At 63.9% G+C, this 21,439-nt stretch carries 20 protein-coding genes; 9 read left to right on the forward strand and 11 right to left on the reverse strand.

What is annotated here, in order from left to right; translation table 11 throughout:
* Nucleotides 1-332 precede the first annotated feature (332 nt).
* The 6 genes from FHU31_RS26315 to ripB all read left to right on the forward strand — a co-directional run bounded on the left by FHU31_RS26315 (nt 333) and on the right by ripB (nt 6,198).
* On the forward strand, nt 333-626 hold the full coding sequence (locus FHU31_RS26315) for a metal-sensitive transcriptional regulator (protein WP_056547365.1): 294 nt from the start codon (nt 333-335) through the stop codon (nt 624-626).
* Nucleotides 627-672: 46 nt separating this feature from the next.
* Entirely contained in the window at nt 673-1,017 is a 345-nt protein-coding gene (locus FHU31_RS26320; protein WP_167163576.1) for a heavy-metal-associated domain-containing protein, read from the forward strand.
* A 47-nt stretch (nt 1,018-1,064) separates the two neighbouring features.
* On the forward strand, nt 1,065-3,413 hold the full coding sequence (locus FHU31_RS26325) for a heavy metal translocating P-type ATPase (protein ID WP_167163577.1): 2,349 nt from the start codon (nt 1,065-1,067) through the stop codon (nt 3,411-3,413).
* Nucleotides 3,414-3,434: 21 nt separating this feature from the next.
* Entirely contained in the window at nt 3,435-4,178 is a 744-nt protein-coding gene (locus tag FHU31_RS26330; RefSeq protein WP_167163578.1) for a helix-turn-helix transcriptional regulator, read from the forward strand.
* 47 nt (nt 4,179-4,225) lie between these two features.
* Nucleotides 4,226-5,152: a sterol desaturase family protein gene (locus FHU31_RS26335; RefSeq protein ID WP_167163579.1), complete on the forward strand. Its 927-nt coding sequence runs from the start codon at nt 4,226-4,228 to the stop codon at nt 5,150-5,152.
* 278 nt (nt 5,153-5,430) lie between these two features.
* Nucleotides 5,431-6,198: an NlpC/P60 family peptidoglycan endopeptidase RipB gene (gene ripB, locus FHU31_RS26340; RefSeq protein WP_167163580.1), complete on the forward strand. Its 768-nt coding sequence runs from the start codon at nt 5,431-5,433 to the stop codon at nt 6,196-6,198.
* A 55-nt stretch (nt 6,199-6,253) separates the two neighbouring features.
* Here the strand turns inward: ripB and FHU31_RS26345 are convergent, their stop codons facing one another.
* The 9 genes from FHU31_RS26345 to FHU31_RS26385 form a co-directional block, all read right to left on the reverse strand.
* Nucleotides 6,254-7,093: a hypothetical protein gene (locus tag FHU31_RS26345; protein ID WP_167163581.1), complete on the reverse strand. Its 840-nt coding sequence runs from the start codon at nt 7,091-7,093 to the stop codon at nt 6,254-6,256.
* Nucleotides 7,093-7,284: a hypothetical protein gene (locus tag FHU31_RS26350; protein WP_167163582.1), complete on the reverse strand. Its 192-nt coding sequence runs from the start codon at nt 7,282-7,284 to the stop codon at nt 7,093-7,095. Before FHU31_RS26350 ends, FHU31_RS26345 begins: the two co-directional genes overlap by 1 nt.
* A gap of 11 nt (nt 7,285-7,295) precedes the next feature.
* Nucleotides 7,296-7,841 (reverse strand): hypothetical protein, encoded by a 546-nt coding sequence (locus FHU31_RS26355; RefSeq protein ID WP_167163583.1) that lies wholly within the window; start codon nt 7,839-7,841, stop codon nt 7,296-7,298.
* A 216-nt stretch (nt 7,842-8,057) separates the two neighbouring features.
* Nucleotides 8,058-8,576 (reverse strand): hypothetical protein, encoded by a 519-nt coding sequence (locus tag FHU31_RS26360; RefSeq protein WP_167163584.1) that lies wholly within the window; start codon nt 8,574-8,576, stop codon nt 8,058-8,060.
* Nucleotides 8,573-10,846 (reverse strand): hypothetical protein, encoded by a 2,274-nt coding sequence (locus tag FHU31_RS26365; protein ID WP_167163585.1) that lies wholly within the window; start codon nt 10,844-10,846, stop codon nt 8,573-8,575. The genes FHU31_RS26360 and FHU31_RS26365 overlap by 4 nt, the downstream gene beginning before the upstream one ends.
* The gene (locus FHU31_RS26370) at nt 10,843-12,537 is read right to left on the reverse strand and encodes a site-specific integrase (protein WP_167163586.1); all 1,695 of its coding nucleotides are present in this window, start codon (nt 12,535-12,537) and stop codon (nt 10,843-10,845) included. Before FHU31_RS26370 ends, FHU31_RS26365 begins: the two co-directional genes overlap by 4 nt.
* Nucleotides 12,534-14,012, reverse strand: coding sequence for a site-specific integrase (locus FHU31_RS26375; RefSeq protein ID WP_167163587.1), 1,479 nt, complete (start codon nt 14,010-14,012; stop codon nt 12,534-12,536). The genes FHU31_RS26370 and FHU31_RS26375 overlap by 4 nt, the downstream gene beginning before the upstream one ends.
* A complete protein-coding gene (gene ligD / locus FHU31_RS26380) occupies nt 13,981-15,117 on the reverse strand; it encodes a non-homologous end-joining DNA ligase (protein WP_167163588.1) in 1,137 nt (378 codons plus the stop codon). The genes FHU31_RS26375 and ligD overlap by 32 nt, the downstream gene beginning before the upstream one ends.
* The gene (locus FHU31_RS26385) at nt 15,117-16,211 is read right to left on the reverse strand and encodes an ATP-dependent DNA ligase (RefSeq protein ID WP_167163589.1); all 1,095 of its coding nucleotides are present in this window, start codon (nt 16,209-16,211) and stop codon (nt 15,117-15,119) included. The genes ligD and FHU31_RS26385 overlap by 1 nt, the downstream gene beginning before the upstream one ends.
* A gap of 230 nt (nt 16,212-16,441) precedes the next feature.
* Here FHU31_RS26385 and FHU31_RS26390 point away from each other — a divergent pair, with 230 nt between their 5' ends.
* The 3 genes from FHU31_RS26390 to FHU31_RS26400 all read left to right on the forward strand — a co-directional run bounded on the left by FHU31_RS26390 (nt 16,442) and on the right by FHU31_RS26400 (nt 17,851).
* Complete coding sequence (locus tag FHU31_RS26390; protein WP_308206724.1) at nt 16,442-16,870, forward strand: YkgB family protein; 429 nt, start codon at nt 16,442-16,444, stop codon at nt 16,868-16,870.
* Nucleotides 16,871-16,979: 109 nt separating this feature from the next.
* Nucleotides 16,980-17,615, forward strand: coding sequence for an RNA polymerase sigma factor (locus FHU31_RS26395; RefSeq protein WP_167163692.1), 636 nt, complete (start codon nt 16,980-16,982; stop codon nt 17,613-17,615).
* On the forward strand, nt 17,612-17,851 hold the full coding sequence (locus FHU31_RS26400) for an anti-sigma factor family protein (RefSeq protein WP_208411378.1): 240 nt from the start codon (nt 17,612-17,614) through the stop codon (nt 17,849-17,851). The genes FHU31_RS26395 and FHU31_RS26400 overlap by 4 nt, the downstream gene beginning before the upstream one ends.
* Nucleotides 17,852-17,994: 143 nt before the next feature.
* Here FHU31_RS26400 and FHU31_RS26405 read toward each other — a convergent pair whose 3' ends face one another.
* Together FHU31_RS26405 and FHU31_RS26410 are read right to left on the reverse strand one after the other, a co-directional pair.
* The gene (locus FHU31_RS26405) at nt 17,995-20,892 is read right to left on the reverse strand and encodes an MMPL/RND family transporter (RefSeq protein WP_167163591.1); all 2,898 of its coding nucleotides are present in this window, start codon (nt 20,890-20,892) and stop codon (nt 17,995-17,997) included.
* Nucleotides 20,889-21,311: an MmpS family transport accessory protein gene (locus FHU31_RS26410; RefSeq protein ID WP_167163695.1), complete on the reverse strand. Its 423-nt coding sequence runs from the start codon at nt 21,309-21,311 to the stop codon at nt 20,889-20,891. Before FHU31_RS26410 ends, FHU31_RS26405 begins: the two co-directional genes overlap by 4 nt.
* Nucleotides 21,312-21,439 lie beyond the last annotated feature (128 nt).

Genomic DNA, 21,439 nt, shown 5'->3' on the forward strand with positions numbered 1-21,439 from the left:
CGAGGGGTGCTCGGCGGACAACCGTCCGCCGAGCACCCTGCGGCCCGTGTCTTCGAGCCTGACGACGGCACCCATGGGGGCGCAACTAGCCGGTGATCGCTCGACCAGGCCAGAAACCACGATCGCACCTGCACGTCTCAACGGCTTCCGACGTATCAGTCGAGCGCGCACCGCAAATCGAGCCAGCGGCTCTTCAGGTAACCCCGGAATTCCACGTCGCTGAACGCCGCACGCCGCCACCGGCTGCCCGTCACCCTTGACGACTTGATACCCCTTAGGGGTATAGTCAGTGTCATACCCCCTGGGGGTACACGACGAGAACGGATCATCCCATGGAACACGCCGCACCCGGATACCTCCAGTCCAAGGACGCCCACCTCAAACGCCTCAGCCGCATCGAAGGACAGGTTCGCGGGTTAGCGCGGATGGTGGAGAACGACAGTTACTGCATCGACGTCCTCACCCAGATCTCGGCCGCCACCAAGGCCCTGGAATCCGTGGCGCTCGCGCTCCTCGACGAGCACCTCACCCATTGCGTCAGCGCCGCGGTCCAACAAGGCGGCGACATCGCTGATCAAAAAATCAGCGAGGCGTCGGCGGCCATCGCCCGCCTCGTCCGCTCCTGACCAAACCGTTCTCCCACAACCCGCTTCACCACAAGAAGGACGTCGCATGACCAACCTGGACCTACGCGAACCGCTGCCGCTGCTACAAACCGAAGACAGCAGCTGCGGGTGCTGCGCGCCCCACACCACGTCCGTCCCGACAACTCCGGCCACGGGAACCCGGGACAGCACCGTCACCGCGTTCGCCGTCACCGGAATGACCTGCGGCCATTGCGTCATCGCCGTGACCGAAGAAATCTCCGCAATGCCCGGCGTCACCGACGTGACCGTCGACCTCGCACCGGGAGCCACGTCAACGGTGCGAGTCACCAGCACCGCCGGCATCACCGGTGAGCAGATCGCCTCCGCTCTCGACGAGGCCGGCGACTACCACCTCGCCGCCACTGATTGACCCGTTCAGCGACCGCACCCGCGTTCGCACCCACGAAGGGACAGGACATGAGCACCACCGATCACATCGCTGACCTCGCACTGCCGCGCAGTATCGAGCTGTCGATCGGCGGCATGACCTGCGCGTCGTGCGCGGCCCGGATCGAAAAGAAACTCAACAAACTCGACGGCGTCAGCGCCACCGTCAACTACGCCACCGAAAAGGCCAAGATCAGCTACCCGGACTCCGTGGAGCCCGCCGATCTGATCGCCACCGTCGCGGCCACCGGCTACACGGCAACGGCACCCACCACGACATCCCACGAACCCGACGCCGACGCCGACGCCGTGCAGACTGCACCCGATGAGACTGCCGCGTTGCGAACCCGCCTGCTGGTCTCACTGGTGCTGACCGTTCCGGTCATCACGTTGTCGATGATCCCGATCCTGCAGTTCACCAACTGGCAGTGGCTCGCCCTGACGCTCGCCTCGCCCGTCGTGGTGTGGGGTGCGCTGCCGTTCCACCGCGCCGCCTGGGCCAACGCCCGCCACGGCGCCGCCACCATGGACACCCTGATATCCCTGGGCGTCGGCGCCGCCTACCTATGGTCACTGTGGGCGCTGTTCCTCGGACACGCCGGCATGCCCGGCATGCGCATGACGTTCACCCTCCTGCCCGACACAGCGTCGGGTGCCGAACACATCTACCTCGAAGTCGCCGCCGCCGTCACCGTCTTCATCCTGGCCGGCCGCTACTTCGAAGCCCGCGCCAAGTCACAGTCCGGCGCCGCCCTGAGGGCGCTGCTCGACATGGGCGCCAAGGACGTCGCCGTGATGCGCGGCGGCACCGAAACCCGCATCCCCACAGCACAACTCGCGGTCGGCGACATGTTCATCGTGCGACCCGGGGAGAAGATCGCCACCGACGGGGTCATCACCGAGGGCGCCTCGGCGGTCGACGCCTCGATGCTCACCGGCGAGCCAGTGCCCGTCGAAGTCCGCCCCGGCGACCACGTCACCGGAGCCACCGTCAACGCGGGCGGTCGACTCGTCGTCGAGGCCACCCGCATCGGCGCCGACACCCAACTCGCCCAAATGGCGCGCCTCGTCGAGGACGCCCAAAACGGAAAGGCCTCCGTCCAACGCCTCGCCGACCGGGTCTCAGCCGTCTTCGTCCCCATCGTCATCGCCCTCTCGGTGGTGACGCTGGCAGCGTGGCTAGCCACGGGTCACCCAGCCACTGCTGCATTCACCGCCGCCGTCGCGGTCCTGATCATCGCCTGCCCCTGCGCCCTGGGCCTGGCCACACCGACCGCCCTACTCGTCGGCACCGGCCGCGGCGCCCAACTCGGCATCCTCATCAAGGGACCGCAAGTCCTGGAGTCCACCCGCCGCGTCGACACCGTCGTGCTCGACAAGACCGGCACCGTCACCACCGGCCGCATGAGCCTAATCGGCGTGCACCCCGGCGACGGAGAAACCGCCGCCCAGGCCCTCACCCTCGCCGGAGCACTCGAGGACGCCTCCCAGCACCCGATCGGCCACGCGATCGCAGCAGCCGCCGCACCCACCGACGGGACGACGCTGCCCCCGGTCGAGAGCTTCGCCACCCACGACGGCCACGGAGTCAGCGGTGTCGTCGACGGGCACGCCGTGCTCGTGGGGCGGCGCAGCTGGCTCACCGACGACTGGTCGCTCACCACCCCCACAGTCCTGCTCGACGCCGCCGAGGCAGCCGAGGAACGCGGCCACACCCCGGTGTGGGTGGCCTGGGACGGAGCGGTGCGCGCCGTGATCGTCGTCGCGGACACAGTCAAGGACACCTCGGCCGACGCGATCAGTCAGCTACGAGGGCTCGGTCTGCGCCCCGTCCTCCTGACAGGTGACAACCGACGCGCCGCCCATGCGGTCGCAGCCCAGGTCGGCATCGACGCGAGCGACGTCATCGCCGAGGTCCTGCCGGCCGACAAGGTGAACGTCGTCAAGGACCTGCAGGCCCGGGGGCACATCGTGGCGATGGTCGGCGACGGCGTCAACGACGCGGCCGCACTCGTTCAGGCCGATCTGGGACTGGCCATGGGCACCGGCACCGACGTCGCCGTCGAGGCGTCGGACCTGACGCTGGTTCGCGGTGATCTGCGTGCCGCCGCCGACGCCATCCGCTTGTCCCGCGCCACGTTGAAGACCATCAAGGGCAATCTCTTTTGGGCATTCGCCTACAACGTCGCCGCGATACCGCTGGCAGCGCTGGGACTGCTCAACCCACTGATCGCCGGCGCCGCCATGGCGTTCAGTTCGATCTTCGTGGTCAGTAACAGTCTGCGATTGCGCCGCTTCGCCACCACCGCGAACAACCAGACACCGGCACCTGCCACGGGCACCACGCCCACGCGTGCACCGGCCGCGACCACCCGGTAGACGGCCGCTGCCAACGCTGTCATGACCGAGCAGCCCTGGGAGGGATCGGCCCTCCTGCGTCCCGGCGCGTTGGCGTTCACCGGGACCATCGGCGTCACCGACCCCCACGCCCATCACGCCGTCCAGATCATGACCGCACCCACGGTGATGACCATCGTGGACGGCAACGACGCCCGCCACCGCGGCACCACGGTCATCGTGCCCGCCGATGCAACGCATCGAATCGACACCGGTGCGGCACAGGGCGCCCTGGTGTTCCTGGATCCCGAGTCGACCGCCGGCCGCGCGGCCCACCACCGCAGCATCCACCACGGATGGACCAGCGGACCCGTCCTGAGCCACACCCGTGAGCGCCCCCTGGGCGCGGTGGTGACCGACCTGATCAGCCAACTGACACCCGTTCCCGCCGGACCAGTCCCGCAACGGCACCCCGCCGTCAGCGCCGCGCTGGACCTGTTGGCGACTCCCACCGGCCCGGGCGCGGTGCGCGGCACCGAGGTGGCCGCTCAGGTCGGCATCTCGGCCAGCCGGTTGACGCACCTCTTCACCGACGAGGTCGGAATCCCGTTGCGCCGCTACGTGTTGTGGCGGCGATTGCACATCGCCATCACCCGGGTTCAGGCCGGCGATGATCTGACCGGCGCCGCCCACGCCGCCGGCTTCGCCGACAGTGCCCATCTCAGTCGAACATGTCGCGACACCTTCGGATTGCCGCCCTCGCTGCTGAGTAGACACATACGTTGGGACATCGACACCAGGGTCTAGCCGAAACGTTCAAGCCCGAACACCCCAGTGGCGCCGACCATTCAGGGATGCACAACCTCACCGGCACCGCCATCCGCGCGATCACCCGCTACGGCTACGTCCCGTTCATGCTGCTCGGCCTCAACGGAACCGCGATCGCCCTGACCGTTGCCGGCACCCCCAAGTTCTGGCTCCTGGCCGTTCTGGCTGTTGCCATCGCGACGTCATTCCTGGCCGAAAGGGTCATCCCCTACGACCGCAGCTGGAACCACGACCGCGCTGACAGTGCCCGCGACCGCGTCCACGCCGCAGTCAACGAGGCACTCATCCTGACCAGCGTCACCGCAATCCCACTGCTGGCAGGGATCATTCCGGCTCCCGAGATCTGGCCCAGCAGTTGGCCATTCATTGCTCAAGTATCGGCCGCCATCCTCGTCGCAGACCTCGGCATCACCCTGGTCCACCGGGCCAGCCACCACGTCGGGATGCTGTGGCGCTTGCACGCCGTGCACCACAGCATCACCCGCATGTACGGCCTCAACGGCCTCATGAAGCACCCGCTGCACCAAAGCGTCGAGATGACTGCGGGAGTGGCCCCGCTCATCCTGATCGGACTTCCCGTCGACGTCGCATCGGTGCTCGCCCTCGCCGTCGCCATCCAACTGCTCCTGCAGCACTCCAACGCCGACTACCGCATCGGCCCCGCCAAGCACCTACTCGCACTCAACGAAGGTCACCGCTTCCACCACCTCAAATGGGCCGGCGTCGGCGACGTCAACTTCGGACTATTCACCCTGCTCTGGGACCACCTGATGCACACCCATGCCTACGACCCGGCCCGCCGCTTCGACTCCACCCAACTCGGCATCGCCGCCAAGCCGCACTTCCCTTCCGGCTACCTGCAGCAGATGAGGTACCCATTCACCGCTGACGGCCGGTGCGACTCCGCGTCGGCCGCCACGCCGTCCAGCCCGGCGGTCAACACGACTCACTGATCCCGGCTTCGAGTGGGAGCTTCCAATCCGCGTCACAGTCATATGAGGAAGCAACACCACTCGGCCGGCAGCGCCAAAAGGCCCATGCGCGCAACGAATTACACAACTGTTCTTCTGTTACTGCTGTTAACAGAGGGGCTGATGTGATGTACGTTCGAGCTATATCGGCTGTTGCTACGTACGGAGATAGTCCGTAGACATGCAGCTCGGTGCATGCGCCGGGCGGCAGTCATCGCCTGACGGGGCCGCGGCCGCCTTCAGAAGGAGAACCGAACTCGATGCCCTCCCAACCTCGAGCCAGCATCCTTCGTCGGCGTGTCGGCGAGTCGCCGACGGCGGGAAGCGCAAGGCGACGTCGCTCTGGCTTCACCCGTCTACTCCTCATCGGATCTGCCGTGTCAGCGATCGTCCTCGCCACGCCCGCCCACGCCGAACCCGTCAGCCCATGGGATCCGTCGCTGCCAAGCGTTCTGAGCGCCGGAGCCCCGGGTGATCCGCTCGCCATCGCCAACGCCTCACTCCAAGCCAGCGCCAACGCGGCAAAAACCACCATGGACATGGGACGAAAGTTCTTGAGCAGCCTAGGCCTGACCAGTCCAGCGACCGATCCAAGCTCCGGCCTGAGCGGAAACCGGGTCTACGGCGCACAAGCCATCGAATACGTGATCCGCCGAGCCGGATCCCAGCGTGGTGTTCCCTACTCATGGGGCGGAGGTAGCCTCAACGGGCCGAGCCGTGGAATCGACTCTGGCGCAGGCACTGTCGGATTCGACTGCTCGGGCCTGACCCGCTACGCCTTCGCAGGTGTCGGCATTCTGCTTCCCCGCTACTCCGGCGCTCAATACGACGCCGGCCGAAAGGTTCCCCCATCGCAAGCCAAACGGGGCGACCTCTTGTTCTGGGGTCCCTCGGGAGGCCAGCACGAAGCCCTCTATCTGGGCGGCGGCCAGATGCTCGAGGCCCAACAAACCGGGGTGCCGGTGAAGGTCTCGCCCGTGCGCACCGGCGGGATGACCCCGTACGTAACCCGCATCATTGAGAGTTAGCGGCCGGCGATGATGCAGACCTCATCGCCAGACCGCTTCGGTGCCCCTCCCTAGTTCAGGTGCTGCTGATGGTGTCGTGAGCGTGCGCGGACAGAACGTGCCCAACGGCCTCGACGACGTCGGGGCCGATTTCGTTCAGCGCATCACCGACGACCAACCAGTTCTCCGTAGCGTCGAGGTCGACGTACCGGAAGACCTGCTCGAAGGCGAACACCGGCATGAGCGTGATCGTCGTAGTGCCCGGATTCTCCGGCCTGGAGAATTCCACCCGGGCCAGCACCGATCCCTTCGCGACGACTCCCTGGTTGACCGAGGAGACCACACCACCGGGAGGCTCGGGATCGACGCTGACACCGCCCATGTCGACCTGGCTGTTGGCCACGATGTTGAGCAGCTGGTGCTTGTCGGTGTTGGACAGGAACTGCAGGATGTGCAGCGGATGCAGCGTCCCGGTGCCGGCGGCGTTGAACGGTTGATTGCTTCTGATCACCTCAAACACCGTCGGCCCGTACCAATCTCGGCGCTTCTTCGCCCACGTGGTGGAGCTCTTCTCCGTCGAGCGCAGCGGAAACGCCACCTCGGTCGGTCTCTCCTGTCGGATGTGTTGCGGTGTGATCGCCCACACGGCGTGGTCCAGAGCGGCTCGCAGGTTGTGCACGAAGTCCCCCATGAGCAGCGCCGACTCGGTGTAATCGAGATCCGACTCCAGCGCCCACTCCGCCCACGTCCTTCGCGAGGCGTGATCGGTGCGATTGTCCCGCCGGCTGTACTGCCGCTCGACCGCCTGTTGCTCGGCGAGCACGTCGCGCAGGCGATCTCTGATCTCGAACCCATGCTCCAGCTTGTGGAAGGCCGAGGACCCGACCAGCTCCGGGTCCCAGGTGCCGTCCGCCATCAGATCCCCCCGCCGCGCTCGACGTCCTGGGCATCGGCCATCTCCGCTGCAACCTGCTCGACGACGCTGACGATGCCCTGCATTGCCTCGGCACGGGTGGGAGCCAGCCAGGACAGCGACGGGAACTCGGCGACGAGTCCGACGAATTCGTTGTCCTCGGGCGACCATTCGACCCGGTAGGCGTAGTCCATGCTGAAGTCCCTCAAGAGAGTCGGTGATTGAGTTCCGCCGACCGCTCGGCAACCGTTCTAGCGATCTCGGCAACCCGCTTGCGCCGCAGATGTTCCCGGACGGTGGTGACGATGAACTCCGCGCGCTCCCGCGGGTTGGTGCCGTAGCTTTCGGCCGCGATCGTGCCGGTGGCGATGACGTCGCCCTCGATGATCTGGTGCTGCCGGTAGCGGGTGGTGCCGTCGTCGTGGGTGCCGTCCACGACCCGCATGGAGTGTCCGCTCGGGTGCAGGTCGATCTCGATGTCCCACTCGGTGTCGCGCTCACGGAAGTAAAAGCTGTGCCCGTCGACCTCGCCCTTCCACTGCTCGGGTGCGTAGCCGCCGTGGTCGTGGACCACGACGCCCGACTGATCGGCCAGCCACGCCTGCAGGTCGGCCTCGTCGGCCTGCTGGGCACCCTGGAGCCGCCGTCCCTCGGAGGTCTGCCAGAACTCGTTCATGTCGTCGAGAAACACCCGGAATGTGGCTCCTGAACGCCATCGGCCGGGGTGGGGTGCATCCGCTTCGTCAGGCATCGGCGGTCACCTCTCCGGGTCGAGCAGGGCGCGGGCGTCTTTGATCAGCAGCAGCAGGTGCATGTGTTAGCTCGAAACTCGAAGTGGGCGTAGAACGCGCGATTGTTTTCGAAGCAGCTTGCCATCGCGTCCAGGGTGATCAACACCGATTTTCCGACTCGCTCACCGTGCTCTCGCGGCGGTCTGACCTCAAATGAAGCCGGACGGGCCGCATCGTCAGGGCGAACTCGGCTCATTCAGCGAGCGCAAGCCAGCACCCTTCTTGGCCATTCGATCAAGCTTGCCCTGAAGCCTGGCCCGGTCCCGAATGCTGACTTGAAGTTGTTCGGCCAGCGCCTGGACGACGGCTTCGAGATCCTTGCGCTTGTCCCGCGCCTCCTCGTACTTGCGTTCCGCATTCAGAACTCGTTCATGCATCGCGTTGAGCTTCTTGCTCCACTGATGTTCTTGCGGGGTGACGACCTCGTCCTGTTTGGCGACGGCCCGGTCCATCCAGTCGGCCAGATCGCTGAGCGCGCCACGCACAAGCCGGGTGCGCCCAACTCCTGACTCATTGGCCAGTGCCACGACACTTCGCTTGCCCCGATTGATCGGCTTGGGCGCCGGTTCGCCCGTGAGTAGACTGCGCATCGCGATCAGGACGGCCTTCCGCGTAGGGTTGCGTTCCGCATTGACGTCGTCGTCGGTCGGAGGCCAATCGCGCTCCGCTATCGGCGTTTCGGTACCGGATGTCATGCCAGATCGCCCTCTTCAGGAACATTCGTTGCGTCCGTCGGCCCTGAGCTCTGCGGCTTGTTCTTCTCCGAAGCACGGGCCGCTTTGGCATCCTCCGCGGACATGATCGTCAGCAACGGCAATGCCGAGGTCTCGTGTTCGGCGATATGCTCTTCGAGGTGCCGAATCCGGTTGCCGATCCGCGCCGCCAAGATCGGATTCACGTTGTGTAGTCGATCTCGGAGCTGGGCAGCCTCTTTCTTGTCCTCCGCAACCGTGGTGTCGGTGTAAACCCTGCTGCCGCAATAAGTCTTGCAGTCGTTCCGATTGGGCTCACCGTCGTTTTCCCGTGAGCATGCCATTGTTTCTGGCTTCATCGGATCGGCGAGGCACAGACACGCATGACCAGGGTTGTCCCGGACGGCCATGTCCGGGTCGCTGCGCAGTCGCCGCTCTTCCTTCTTCGATAGCTCAGCATAAGTGCCGGGAAACTGGTTGACGGCGAACCTATTGAGAGCGTTTCCGAGTCGTTTGGCCGCTGGGCCGGATACCTTCATTCCGGTCTTGGCTGCGTTCGCGTGGTCCTGAAGAGTGTTGTACAAGGCAGACGTACGTTCTTGGTCCATGGTCGCTGCAATGCCCGAAGTCATCGTGGACCCATAGCCGTCAGTGGTCGTCGACAACATGTGGCCGAACTGGACGCCTGCTGCGAGGAGCCCTTCTGGTTGATTCACGATGTGCCAACAGACGCTGCGCCGGAAGCGGTCGAGAGTGACCGGCCCGCTTGGATCAACCGAAATGTGGTGACTCGGATGAAGTTCGAGTGTAATCACCAACTCGTTGGCGTACGCGATGAGCTCTTTGAGCCATCGGCTCATCGACTCACTGGTCACGCTGCGGTCCCTCTCCATCGGACGTTTAGGCTGGTTTGGGGTGTTGGGGTGCTCGATCAGCTGATCCGACCCCGCAGCTGCGGCAAGGCTTTCGAGCGCCACGATTGCGTCCGCGCCGGGCTTGATAGTTGCCCATACCCACGGCTTTCCGTGGGGGTCTTGCTGATCATTCTCATCACAGACGGCTTTGTACATTCGCCCGTCGATCCGATAAGAGTGGGCGCTGTCAGGGCGGCTCACCGTCCGGAGTACGCCGCGCGGGAGCTTTCTGCATTCCTCTCCCCGCATTCCCGTGCAGCTGCAAATCAGCACCGCCGCAGCAGCTCGGAGTATTCTTGGCAATCTGCCGGAGCGTATGTCCCTGTAGTCCAGGAACGGCAACCAGGGACGTCCTTCAATTGTGCATGAGACTGGAACCGGAATCGGTTGCGGAACGGTGGGATCAAGAACGTAATTACCGCCACGACGACGGCGCCAATACCCAAAGTCTTTACCGTGAATTATTCCGGTCCCTAGAGCGGTCAAGTACTCAGCAGCAACTCGCCCATCTCCATTTTGGGGCACCACCCCGTCGTGGGATGCCACCCATTTCTGAACGGCATCGAGCCCAGCTGATGAGCTTTCAGGGGGCTGAGGGCGGCTCGCTGCGATGTCTACCCATGCGACACCAGCAACAATGTCAGGGGCGCATTGGACAATTTGCCGGGACCACCAGAGAAGCGGTGCAAACGTATCAGGGGCGATGATGGCTTTACTGTTGTCACCGGCACGTTCGCGGGAACGTCTGCCAAGGTCCTTCGCGAACCATCTTGGCTGGACCATGCGGTCAGCTTGCGGCAGATAGACCGCTAGATGAGCTATGGCACCGATTCTGCCCAGGTCATTTTCCATTGATGACCGGCTGAGTCTGGCTTCCTCAGCAAGCAGATCTGTGGCGTAGGAGTCGAGCAGGTCGCCGGTAACGTCGCTGAGTCGAGCAACCCCCTCTTGGCCGAGGTATTGGCCGAAGTGACGGAAGGCTCCGAAACGTTGGGCAATCGACGACGCCGCTGGCCATTGTCGAGCAGTAGTGTCAGCGAGGTGCGAGACCGGTGTCGGCCTATTGATGGACAGCCACACGATCCGTTTGAAGGAATTCACAAGGTGGGCAGGAAAAGAAAACTGCTGCTCGACGCCTCCACCGCCGGGTAGCCATCGAAGAGTCTGCAGTTCCCCGCGAGGTGCACCCATCGGCCGCAGAGACCAGACGCCGTCAGAGAACTTATTCATGGGAAGATCGGGACGCTTGAGTCGCAGTTGATGCACGATCACAGGCCCGGATTCGACAACAGCCCAATCGACTGTGTCCATGTCGCCTAGAAAGGCAAAATCCATCGAGTCGGCCATGGGATCGCTCATGTGTACTTCCCATTCAGCAGCAGAGTAATTTCGGCTCGGTCCACATCTGTGATCGCCCCGTCAGCAACTCGGTATTCATCGGCGGCAATCAGGGTGCGGTCGTCGAGAAGGGAGATGAGGCACCCATAGGCCATAGCGCGGAAGTCGGTCCAATCGGGTCCATCGGTCGAGGCAATAGCCTCCAGCTGATGGCGCAATTCGATGAGCCGAGGGAGGTGGCGAGGCGTGGCAAAAGCATGGGTGCATTGCAGGCACAACAGAAAGTCGTCGCCGCAGGGCTTGCCAGTCAAGGGGTGGTGTTCGAAGTCCACGCAACCACCGATAGTCGTGTCGGTGTCGGCTGACGTGTCCGCACGTTCAAATCTCATTTTGAGATGGGCCTCGGCGTTCTCGATCACCGCCCAAAGGCCTGTCTCAACGGCCTCGGTCATCAGCCGTTCCCGTTCGCCTTCTGATGCTGCGACGTAAAGGGTGGACCACGTTGCGCGCGAATGCCCTTGAGGCGTCCGGTCAACGAGGACACGCACCGTTTTACGAATGCGATTGAACGAGATCGGCACGTCCTCGTTTGGCCACCAATTTAGCCTGTTCTTCCTATGGATTTCAGTGTGCCGCAGACCAATCTGAGGGCAGTCTCTTCGGCCGCCCCTTCCCGGCCAGTAGACGATGAGACGGTCAGCGCCCGGAAGATCGTGCGCGGCTAAAAAGTCACGGGCCGGTTGCGTCATCTCGATGATTCTCGTCATCGCGCGGCGCGCATTCTTCGGGATCACGTGCGCGTCGTACTGGTCGCTGTGCCGACGCCTCTTCTCATCTTCTACGGTCAGTATCTCCTCCGCGACGCCGAGCCCCGGAGCGCCAGACGGGACCTTCCGCTCGTTGATCTGCGTGAAATTCGCTCCTTCCAGGCACGCAATGAGAACAGCGATAGCCACCGCGCCTTCGTAACTCACGAACAGCATCGGTCGCCCACGGGTGACGCCCGACGATCTGTTGTCATGTACTGGTATACCTAACGCGTTGCGCGCAGAATCAGATTGAGGTGCGCCCGTCGCGGCCAGTTCACCAAGGGCGTCTGCCCGAGCCAAATTTTGAGGTGAGAGCCTCTGGTAATGAGACTGTTTCAATAGCAACAAGTTTGGATGGATGCGTCGAAACTCCGCATTGACGGCCGCCGCCGCCGCCTCTCGAATTGTCTCAAATACATCGATCTCTAGGGGCTGAGACTCGTCACTCTCCCTCTTCGGTAGCCGCCGTTCCAGATTTTTCGGCAAGTCCGGGTGGAGCCGATGAGGATAACGCCGAAGCACCTGCCGCAGTGTGCCCAGGTTCTTGCGTCGGCTGTTGTTCTTGGTAGGGCTTTTTCCCAGGTGAAGCAGGTAGGTGTTCCATCGATTGGGGCTCAACTCGCTTAAGCTGCGGACGTCGTTGTCGCCACACCATCGCGCGAACTCCTTGATGATGACGTAGTTGCCCCGCGCCGTGTATGCGCTCTTCCAAGTTCCGTTCGCTCCGGTGAGAGCTTCAACTGCATCGGCAAGCTGAACCCGCAGCACTGCATCACACGACCAACTCGAGAAGTCAAGCACCACAGGCGAATATGATCCATGGAGGGAAGCGACGATCACCTCGGGATTCTCGCGACGAGTGACGATGCCGTCCTCCGAAGTGCGGCGCTGACCTGCAGTCATGCGCCATCCCCGGTCAGATCCCGAATCTCCGAAAGTTCCTGCGCGAAGGACGACACCATGTCGCGAATCGTTGTGCCGGCGTTTAAGGAACCAAACAAGCGATCGAATCGAAGTCGCTGCACGCGAGGCAAATAGGTGTTCCGCGTCGTCTCAACGGACTTATGCCCCAACACGTCTTTAACCGTTCGGAATACCTCGTCGTACCTCGTACCGTCTCCGTATGCGACGTCCTCGTTCCACCCATGCATTGCATCAAGGCGCTGGTGCAATCTGACAGTTAGCGCCAGCGCGAAACTGAACCGAAGAGAATGTGGCGTCACGGTCAGTTCGTCAGTTGCCGCGCCGCCAGTCGCTTCAACTGCCGCCCAAAGCCGGTCATTGGCCGCATCGAATACCCCGATCCACGACTCATGGTGATACGGCGTTCCGCCTTCATTGAGCCACAATGCCATCGGCTCAGGCCGTCCGTCGCGCAGCCAGAACAGGCGCCGCCGGGTGGCTGACTTCATGGTGTTCAGAGACATAACGACCCCGTCATCTTGAACGACTTCGAATGTGCCCTTTCGAGCGCGTCGAACCTCCGTTACCCAGATGATGTCGTCAATGGCGTCGTAGCGTCCTTCGCGTATCGCCCGCCGAACGGCAGCGGCCCGGCCAACTTTCACATAAGTGCTCAGCGTCCGACTTACGGTCGGAGCCGAGTACCACATCCGCGCCTTGCTGTACTTGGCGATCGCCGCAGGCAACTTCGCCTCGATTACGCCTTCCGTCGGTAGTTCTGCCAGCAAGAGCGAACCCGCTTCCTGCACGCGTAAGCCAGTCGAATAGACGAAGTCAGTAAAGACTGTGTTGCGCAACGAATTACGGACACGGCATGATTTGTCCTCACCAGCCGTGCGCCACTGATTCGGACCGACACGTTCGATCCCGCGACCGCGCAGCCCGACGTCACGCCACAGCCTGTACGTCCCCGGGACGATCCACCGATCCCGCTCCTGGCGCACGAGTACCTCGTTCGCCCTCCCACCGGGCACCCTCGTCGCACCCCGCCCACCTGGCACTGGGTTCGACTCGATTGAGGGGCCGTTCGGCCCGATAGGAATCTTGCGGCTCACCGCCCAGTCGTACAAGTCCCTTAGCGCAAAGACCGCCTTGTTCCATGTGGACCCCGCCACCGTGTCAGCGAACTGATGGTGATCGGTTCGCCGGATCTTGTAGTCAATGAAGTCGTCTTCCGTTGCTTCCAGCCACATCAGGGGATCAGCCTGACGTCCGAGGAAGCCGCACCACATCGCAATCTCCAGCGCATAGGTCCTGCGAGACAACAGGTCCAGTGAAGTGAACTTCGGGCACGAAGTGAAATAGAGGACTAGCCATTCGTCGAGTTCGCCCTTGTCGGATAGCAAGATCGGCGTCCCCTTGACGATTCCCAGGGGGTATTCGCTAGCACTTGCCAGACGGTGGGCATCCAGCACGGTGGAGTACCCCGTCGGCCAAGTCTCCCGCCGTGATGTTGTCAGAACTGTCCACGTCTTTGCTGGTGCGGCAGCGGTGAGCACCCCCACAACGTAGGCCGGATCCCGAGTTGATCCCGCCCGACACGCCCGCACATAGCCACTTCCTAGAGAACCCGCGCGGGTAGGGCAGATCAGCCAACCCACGTTCCTCGTCGGTACGTACCATCTCCAGCAGCGGCTGCAGCGAATGCGGCGTGTCGTCGATATCCGCCCAGGGATCGTCGCGCTGGGCTACCAGGGCCGCGACCGTCGCGATGGTGTAGTCGTCGGGGTCGGCGTCGGCCAGCTCGGCCCAGGTGAGTGGCATCGACACCGTGGCGATCGGGGTCTTGCGTACCGAATAGGCCGAAGCGAAGGTGCGGTCCCGGGCGTTCTGGTTGTAATCGATGAAAAGCCGCTTGCCACGCTCTTCTTTCCACCACGAGGTGGTCACCGCGTCGGGTGCGCGGCGTTCCACCTCCCGGGCGAGGGCGATACCGGCCCGGCGCACCGCGATGAAATCCCAGTCGGGCTTGATCCGGATGAACACGTGCACACCCCGTCCACCCGAGGTCTTCGGATACCCGATGTAGCCGAGCTCGTCGAGGACGGGTTTGAGCACCTCGACGGCGATCCGGCGGGCATCGGCGAAGTCGGTGCCCGGCTGTGGATCGAGATCCACCCGTAGCTCGTCGGGATGCTCGGTGTCCGGGCAGCGGACCTGCCACGGATGCAACGTCACCGTGCCCATCTGGGCGGCCCAGATGATCGCGGACGGGTGGGTGACCTTCAAGGCGTCCGCGGTCCGTCCGGACGGGAACGTCACCGTGCAGGTCTGCAGGTAGTCGGGATGTTTCTGCGGGATGCGCTTCTGGTATATCTCCTCGCCCTCGATACCGTCGGGGAAACGCTGCAGATGCGTGGGCCGGTCCTTCAGCAGCGCGACCATCCGGTCGGCCACGGCCAGGTAGTGGTTGACGACATCGCGCTTGGTGTAGCCCGGCTCGGGGAAGTACACCTTGCCGGGGCTGGTCAGCCGGACGGCGACACCGTCGACGTCGAGTTCTTCCGCGGGAGTGGCCATCAACCCATTCTCCTGTCGCTTCGCTCATCCTGGTCCCCCAGGACGTCGTGCAGGTCATAGATCAGCGGGGTGTCCAATTGCGCGAAGGTGCAACTCGACGGTTCGCGGTCCGGCCGCCAGCGCAGGAATTTCACCGCATGCCGGAATCGCTGCCCATGGGAGGCACTGCCCTCCATCTGGTCATAGGCCACCTCGCACACCCGCTCGGGGCGGACGGGGATCCAGCGTTTGTCCGCCGCCGAGTTCCAGCGGCTGGGGTCGCCGTCGCGGACTTCATCGCCCTCACGCAGCGGTTCCAGATCGGCCAGCAGCGTCAGCCGGTCCTTGGCGGTGAACGAGGCGGCACCGCCGACCATCTGCAGTTCGCCGTCATCGCGATACAGCCCGAGCAGGATGGAGCCGACGCCCGCGCCGCTCTTGTGGATCCGGTACCCGAGCGCCACGCAGTCGGCATCACGGTGGTGTTTGATCTTCACCATCTCGCGCTTGCCCGGTAGGTACGGCCCCTCCAGACGCTTGGCGATCACACCGTCCAGCCCGGCACCTTCGAAGGTGTCCAGCCACTGGGCGCCGACGGCGGGATCGGCGGTGGTGCGGGTGACATGGCACCACTTCTTCTCCGCGTCCTTCTCCGAGATCGCCGCCAGCAGTGCCACCCGACGGTCCCGAAACGGCTCGGCGAGCAGCGAGCGGTCACCGAGCGCCAACGCATCGAAACCGATGAAATGCGCCGGGGTCTGCTCGGCCAGCATCTTGATCCGGCTGGCCGCCGGGTGGATGCGCTGGCTCAACGACTCCCAGTCCAGTCGGATGCGTCCGTCGACCTCCCTGGGTACGACCACTTCACCGTCCAGCACGCACCGGTAGGCGAGTTCGTCGCGCAGCGCATCGAGCAGCTCGGGAAAGTACCGGCCGAGCTCCTTCCCGCTACGCGACTGCAGGACCACCTCGTCACCATCGCGAAAGGCCAGCGCCCGGAAACCATCCCACTTCGGCTCGAACGACCACACCCCGGCCTCGTCGGGAACTTTCCCGGCGGCTTTGGCCAGCATCGGGTCGACGGGCGGCAACACGGGTAGATCCACGATTCCCATACTCGTGCAGACCGCCGAGCGGGGACAATGTCATCGCGGGCTGCGGAGGGCGGCCGTATTCGTCGGTACACCCGCGTAACGCTCGACGCGTTGGCGTGCACTCATCTCGGTAGTCCTCGGCGGAACCACCGCCGCGGGAGCCAAAGGAGATCGTCATGAGCACTGTCATCCCCGAGACCGCCAACGAGGCATCCACACCAGAGGTCGTTGCCACCTGGATAGGCGACGCCCTGGCCCGCTACGGGCTCGCCACCGTGCTCGCATGGATCGGGCTGCTGAAGTTCACCTCCTACGAAGCTCAAGGTATCCAACCGCTGGTCGCCAACAGCCCCTTCATGAGCTGGTTGTATCAGGTGTTCTCTGAGACGACGTTCTCGACGATTCTCGGCATCATCGAGGTGACTGCCGCAGTCCTGCTCGCCGTCAAGCCGTGGTGGCCGAGATGGTCACTGGTGGGCAGCGTGATGTCCATCGGTTTGTTCGTGGCCACCATCAGCTTCCTGTTCACCACCCCGGGGATCGGGGAAGAGGCCGCGGGCGGGTTCCCCCTCCTCTCGATGACCGGCCAGTTCCTGATCAAAGACGTCGCCCTACTGGGGATCTCGGTCTGGACGCTCGCAGATGCGTTACGCGCCGCGCGGATTGCCCACCAAGCGTGAGGGGTCGGGGTTTGACTCGCGTGCGCCGTTCATCGCTGCACGCCCCGAAGCCGCCCGAGCGACTTCGACCACCCCCGAAATCCCGCTGAGGGATACGATCTTGACCGTCATGGCCAGAACAGCGAGCGATGAAGAAGATCTGGTGGCCGCGCTCAAGGACGGCGATCTGTCGGCCTTCACCTCCCTCGTGGACCGCCATGCCCCGGCAATGCTGCGGGTTGCGCAAGGGTATGTGCCCAGCCGCGAAATCGCCGAAGAGGTCGTGCAGGAGACGTGGATTGCGCTGCTGAAGGGCATCGCTTCCTTCGAGGGCCGATCCTCCCTGCGCACTTGGCTTTTCACGGTATTGATCAACATCGCCAAACGCCGCGGCATGCGCGAGCGTCGCGACGCCGACATGACAGTGATGGCCTTCACCGGCGGCACCGTGGACCCGTCGCGCTTCCGCGATGGCGACGATCCGTACCCGGGACACTGGAGACCCGACGAAGCCCCGTCTCCGTTCCCGGACACGCCGGAGGGCTCTGTGCTCGGTAAGGAACTGATGGGGCTTGCGCGACAGGAACTCGACAGACTGCCCGAGCGCCAACGTGTGGTCGTGACCATGCGCGACATGCTCGGACTGGACTCGGCAGAGGTGCGCGAACTGCTCGACATCAGCGTAGCCAACCAACGAGTCCTCCTCCATCGAGGTCGTGCTGCCATCAGGCAGGCCCTCGAGGACTATCTGAAGGAAATGCCATGACAACCGGGCCGATGGACTGCAACGAACTCGTTGAACTGGTCACGGGGTACCTCGATGGTTCCCTCGATCTTGACCAACGGGCGCGATTCGACGTCCACTTGCTCGAATGCGACGGTTGTGCCAACTACCTTCGGCAATTCCGGAGCACCGTCGCGATCGTCGGCACGATTCCCGCCGGGGAGCTCGACCCGACGTTTCGCGAGCGGCTCATCGAGGCGTTCAAGGACTGGACCTAGCCGTTCTGCCTCGCCGAGGCCTGCAGCATGCACTTATCCACCGCTGCAACGGATTTTGCGCGTCCCCTGTTCGTGCGTCGCGCACCCTGGCGATCGCCTCCGGATGGTCGAAGTGCTCCTCGACGGTGACAACCCGTATGCGGCTACCCTGCGACCGCATCCGGTGAAGTCTCCCGCGGTGTCGGCCACGGTGCCGGCACCGGGCGCGGGCGCACCCGCAGCGGCCACCAGAACCAGCGACCGAGCAACGCGGCCAGCGACGGGGTCATCAGCGAGCGGACCACCAGGGTGTCGAACAGCAAGCCCAGACCGATGGTGGTGCCGACTTGGCCGATCACGATCAGATCGCTGACAGCCATCGAGATCATCGTGAAGGCGAACACCAGCCCCGCAGCGGTGACCACCGATCCGGTGCCGGCCATGGACCGGATGATCCCGGTGCGCAGCCCCGCGTGGATCTCCTCCTTCATCCGGGATACCAACAGCAGGTTGTAGTCGGCCCCGACGGCGAGCAGCACGATGACCGACATCGGAAGCACCATCCAGTGCAACGGGATACCGACCAGGTGCTGCCAGATGAGCACCGAGAGTCCGAACGATGCTCCGAGACTCAGGACCACGGTGCCGACGATGACGGCCGCGGCCGCGACCGCGCGGGTCAGCACCACCATGATCAGGAAGATCAGGATCAGGGAGGCGACCGCCGCGATGAGCAGGTCGTAGTCCGCGCCGGTCTGCATGTCCTTGTACATGGCAGCGGTGCCACCGACGTAAACCGTCGAGCCCTCCAGCGGGGTGCCCTTGATGGCGTCGGCGGCCGCGATCTTGAGCGGTTCGATATGCGAGGTGCCTTCCTCGCTCAGCGGATCACCCTGATGAAAGACGGTGAACCGCACGGCATGTCCGTCTGGTGACATGAACAGCTTGATACCGCGCTGGAAGTCGGCCGTACCGAACGCCTCCGGCGGCAGATAGAAGTTGTCGTCGTTGCGCGACGCGTCGAACGCCTGTCCCATCGCCGTCTGGTTGTTCTGGTTGGCGATGTTCTGATCCTGCTGGGCCTTCTGCGCTTGATACTGGTTGAGCAGGTACTGCTTCTGGTTCTTCATCGTCTGGATCATCGCGGGCATCACGGCGGCCATCTGCGGTGTCAGCTCAGCCATCCGGTTCAGATCGGGCACGATGTCCTGGAAGTCGTCGGACATCTTGTTGATGCCGTCCAGAGCATCGAAGATCGACCGCACCGACCAGCACATCGGGATGTCGTAGCAGTGCGGCTCCCAGTAGAGGTAATTGCGGATCGGACGGAAGAAGTCGTCGAAGTCGGCGAGATGGTCACGTACATCGTTGATATCGGTCGAGGTGGTCCCCATCTTGTCGGCCATCCTGCGGGTCACCTCGGCCAACTGCAGGGTGATGTGGTAGAGCTGCTCCTGCGAGTCGATGCTCGTCTGCATCTCGTTGGCCTGCTTCAACGTATTGTCCAGCACGGTCTGCTGGTAATCGTTGTTCATCAGAGTGCTTGTGCCGCTTTGGCTCATCGAGTATGCCAGGGAGGCATGCTCGATCGGCTTGCCGTCCGGTCGGGTGATGGTCTGCACCTGGGCGATACCGTGTACGCGCACCATCGCCTTGGCGATCTTGTCGATGATCAGGAAGTCGGCGGGGTTGCGCAGATCGTGATCCGCCTCCACCATCACCAGTTCCGGGTTCATCTTCGCTTCGGAGAAGTGCCGAGTGGCCGCGGCCATACCGACATTCGCCGGGATATCGGCGGGCAGGAAGATCCGGTCGTTGTAGGTGGTGTGGTAGCCGGGCAGTGTCAGGAGGCCGACGAGGGCAAGCACCACGGCCATCACCAGGACGGCGCCGGGCCACCGGACGATACCCGCACCGATGCGGCGCCAGCCGCGCGCGCGGTCCATCCGCTTGGGGTCCAACACCTTCCCGAATCGGGTGACGAGCGAGATGAGCGCGGGACCCATGGTGAGTGCGGCGGCGACCACGATCGCCATACCGATGGACAGCGGAATGCCCATGGTCTGGAAGTACGGCAACCGGGTGAAGTGCAGGCACAGCGTGGCGCCCGCGATGGTCATGCCGGAGGCCAGCACCACATGGGCGGTGCCGTGAAACATGGTGTAGTAGGCCGATTCCTTGTCCTCACCGGCGCGTCGCGCCTCCTGATATCGGCCTATCAGGAAGATGGCGTAGTCGGTGGCCGCGGCGATCGCCAGCGTCACCACCATGTTGGTGGCGAACGTGGTGAGTCCGAACACGTTGTGGTAGCCCAGGAATGCGATGATGCCGCGCGCCGAGGACAGCCCGACCACGACCATGAACAGCGTGATGAGCACCGTGACGATGGAGCGGTAGACGATCAGCAGCATGACCGTGATCACGGCGAACGTCAGCATCTCGATCGTCTCCATGCTGGCGTCACCGACGGCGTTCTGGTCCGTGGTGGTGGCGGCCGGCCCGGTCACGTACGCCTTGACACCGTTGGGCGCCGGGGTGTTGTTGACGATGTCGCGGACGGCGCCGACGGATTCGTTGGCCAGCGCCTCGCCCTGGTCACCCGCGATGTACACCTGCACGTAGGCGGCTTTGCCATCGATGCTCTGTGCACCGGCCGCGGTCAGGGTGTCACCCCAGAAATCCTGCACGTGCTGAACGTGTGTGGTGTCCGCGCGGAGTTTGCGAACCATCTCGTCGTAGAACGAGTGTGCGTCGGCGCCCAACTTGTCCTGACCTTCCAGGACGATCATCACCGAGCTGCTGGTGTCGTACTCGTCGAACACCTTGCCGACGTGCTTGGTGGCGATCAGCGCGGGTGCGTCGTTGGGGCTCATCGACACCGCGCGCATCTTGCCGACTTCTTCGAGCTGGGGCACCACGGTGTTCAGCAGCCCGACAATGACGAGCCAGCCCAGCACGATCGGGATGGCGAAGGCGCGGATGAACCGGGGCAACCAGGGCCGGGCGGCGTGCCGCGCGGGTGGGAGGGCTTCGGTCGGGGTGTCGTCGCTCAGAATCGTCATGCTGCCTTCACCAGGCAGAACGTCGCGGCATTCACGCCTTGTGCCGTCCTCTCGTCTTTGACCTCGCCGTCGACGGTGACGCGGCAGCCGATCGAACTGCCGTCGCTCTGGGCGAGGAGATTGGGCTGGACTGACGGGATGGTCGTCTCCAGCCGGATGGACCAGGGCAGCGGCGCTTCGGTGCGCTGCGGTAGCCCCTTGAGATCCGTGTAGTTGATGGTCGCCGTGGTTCCCGTGCCGAAGACCTCGTACACGACGACCTTCGGGTTGAACTTCTCGGCGGTATCCGACCCGACCGGAGTCACCACCGCGCCATCAGAACCGAAGACCGATCGCAGGTGAGTGACGCTCAGCACGCCGACCGCGAGGGCCACCACCATGAGAGCGGGCAGCCAGATGCGCTTGAGTACCGCAATCAAGGTCAAGCCTTTCCACGAATGACAGCCGCAGGTCAGGCGACGACGGATGACCTAGGAAGGCAATCTAAGTGCCTAAGTGGATAGAGTCAATCCACTTATTGGCATACGTAAGGCACGTCACTAATGTG

It is taken from the genome of Mycolicibacterium fluoranthenivorans (assembly GCF_011758805.1).
GTDB classification, from domain to species: Bacteria; Actinomycetota; Actinomycetes; order Mycobacteriales; family Mycobacteriaceae; genus Mycobacterium; species Mycobacterium fluoranthenivorans.

Excerpts from the sequence above, each read along its gene's own strand:
- FHU31_RS26345 (WP_167163581.1), bottom strand. The coding sequence starts at position 7,093 with ATGGCGGACGGCACCTGGGACCCGGAGCTGGTCGGGTCCTCGGCCTTC.
- FHU31_RS26315 (WP_056547365.1), top strand. The coding sequence starts at position 333 with ATGGAACACGCCGCACCCGGATACCTCCAGTCCAAGGACGCCCACCTC.
- FHU31_RS26325 (WP_167163577.1), top strand. The coding sequence starts at position 1,065 with ATGAGCACCACCGATCACATCGCTGACCTCGCACTGCCGCGCAGTATC.
- FHU31_RS26405 (WP_167163591.1), bottom strand. The coding sequence starts at position 20,892 with ATGACGATTCTGAGCGACGACACCCCGACCGAAGCCCTCCCACCCGCG.
- FHU31_RS26360 (WP_167163584.1), bottom strand. The coding sequence starts at position 8,576 with ATGACATCCGGTACCGAAACGCCGATAGCGGAGCGCGATTGGCCTCCG.
- FHU31_RS26350 (WP_167163582.1), bottom strand. The coding sequence starts at position 7,284 with ATGGACTACGCCTACCGGGTCGAATGGTCGCCCGAGGACAACGAATTC.
- FHU31_RS26330 (WP_167163578.1), top strand. The coding sequence starts at position 3,435 with ATGACCGAGCAGCCCTGGGAGGGATCGGCCCTCCTGCGTCCCGGCGCG.
- FHU31_RS26320 (WP_167163576.1), top strand. The coding sequence starts at position 673 with ATGACCAACCTGGACCTACGCGAACCGCTGCCGCTGCTACAAACCGAA.
- ripB (WP_167163580.1), top strand. The coding sequence starts at position 5,431 with ATGCCCTCCCAACCTCGAGCCAGCATCCTTCGTCGGCGTGTCGGCGAG.
- FHU31_RS26365 (WP_167163585.1), bottom strand. The coding sequence starts at position 10,846 with ATGAGCGATCCCATGGCCGACTCGATGGATTTTGCCTTTCTAGGCGAC.
- FHU31_RS26395 (WP_167163692.1), top strand. The coding sequence starts at position 16,980 with ATGGCCAGAACAGCGAGCGATGAAGAAGATCTGGTGGCCGCGCTCAAG.
- FHU31_RS26335 (WP_167163579.1), top strand. The coding sequence starts at position 4,226 with ATGCACAACCTCACCGGCACCGCCATCCGCGCGATCACCCGCTACGGC.
- ligD (WP_167163588.1), bottom strand. The coding sequence starts at position 15,117 with ATGGCCACTCCCGCGGAAGAACTCGACGTCGACGGTGTCGCCGTCCGG.
- FHU31_RS26400 (WP_208411378.1), top strand. The coding sequence starts at position 17,612 with ATGACAACCGGGCCGATGGACTGCAACGAACTCGTTGAACTGGTCACG.
- FHU31_RS26385 (WP_167163589.1), bottom strand. The coding sequence starts at position 16,211 with ATGGGAATCGTGGATCTACCCGTGTTGCCGCCCGTCGACCCGATGCTG.
- FHU31_RS26355 (WP_167163583.1), bottom strand. The coding sequence starts at position 7,841 with ATGCCTGACGAAGCGGATGCACCCCACCCCGGCCGATGGCGTTCAGGA.
- FHU31_RS26370 (WP_167163586.1), bottom strand. The coding sequence starts at position 12,537 with ATGACTGCAGGTCAGCGCCGCACTTCGGAGGACGGCATCGTCACTCGT.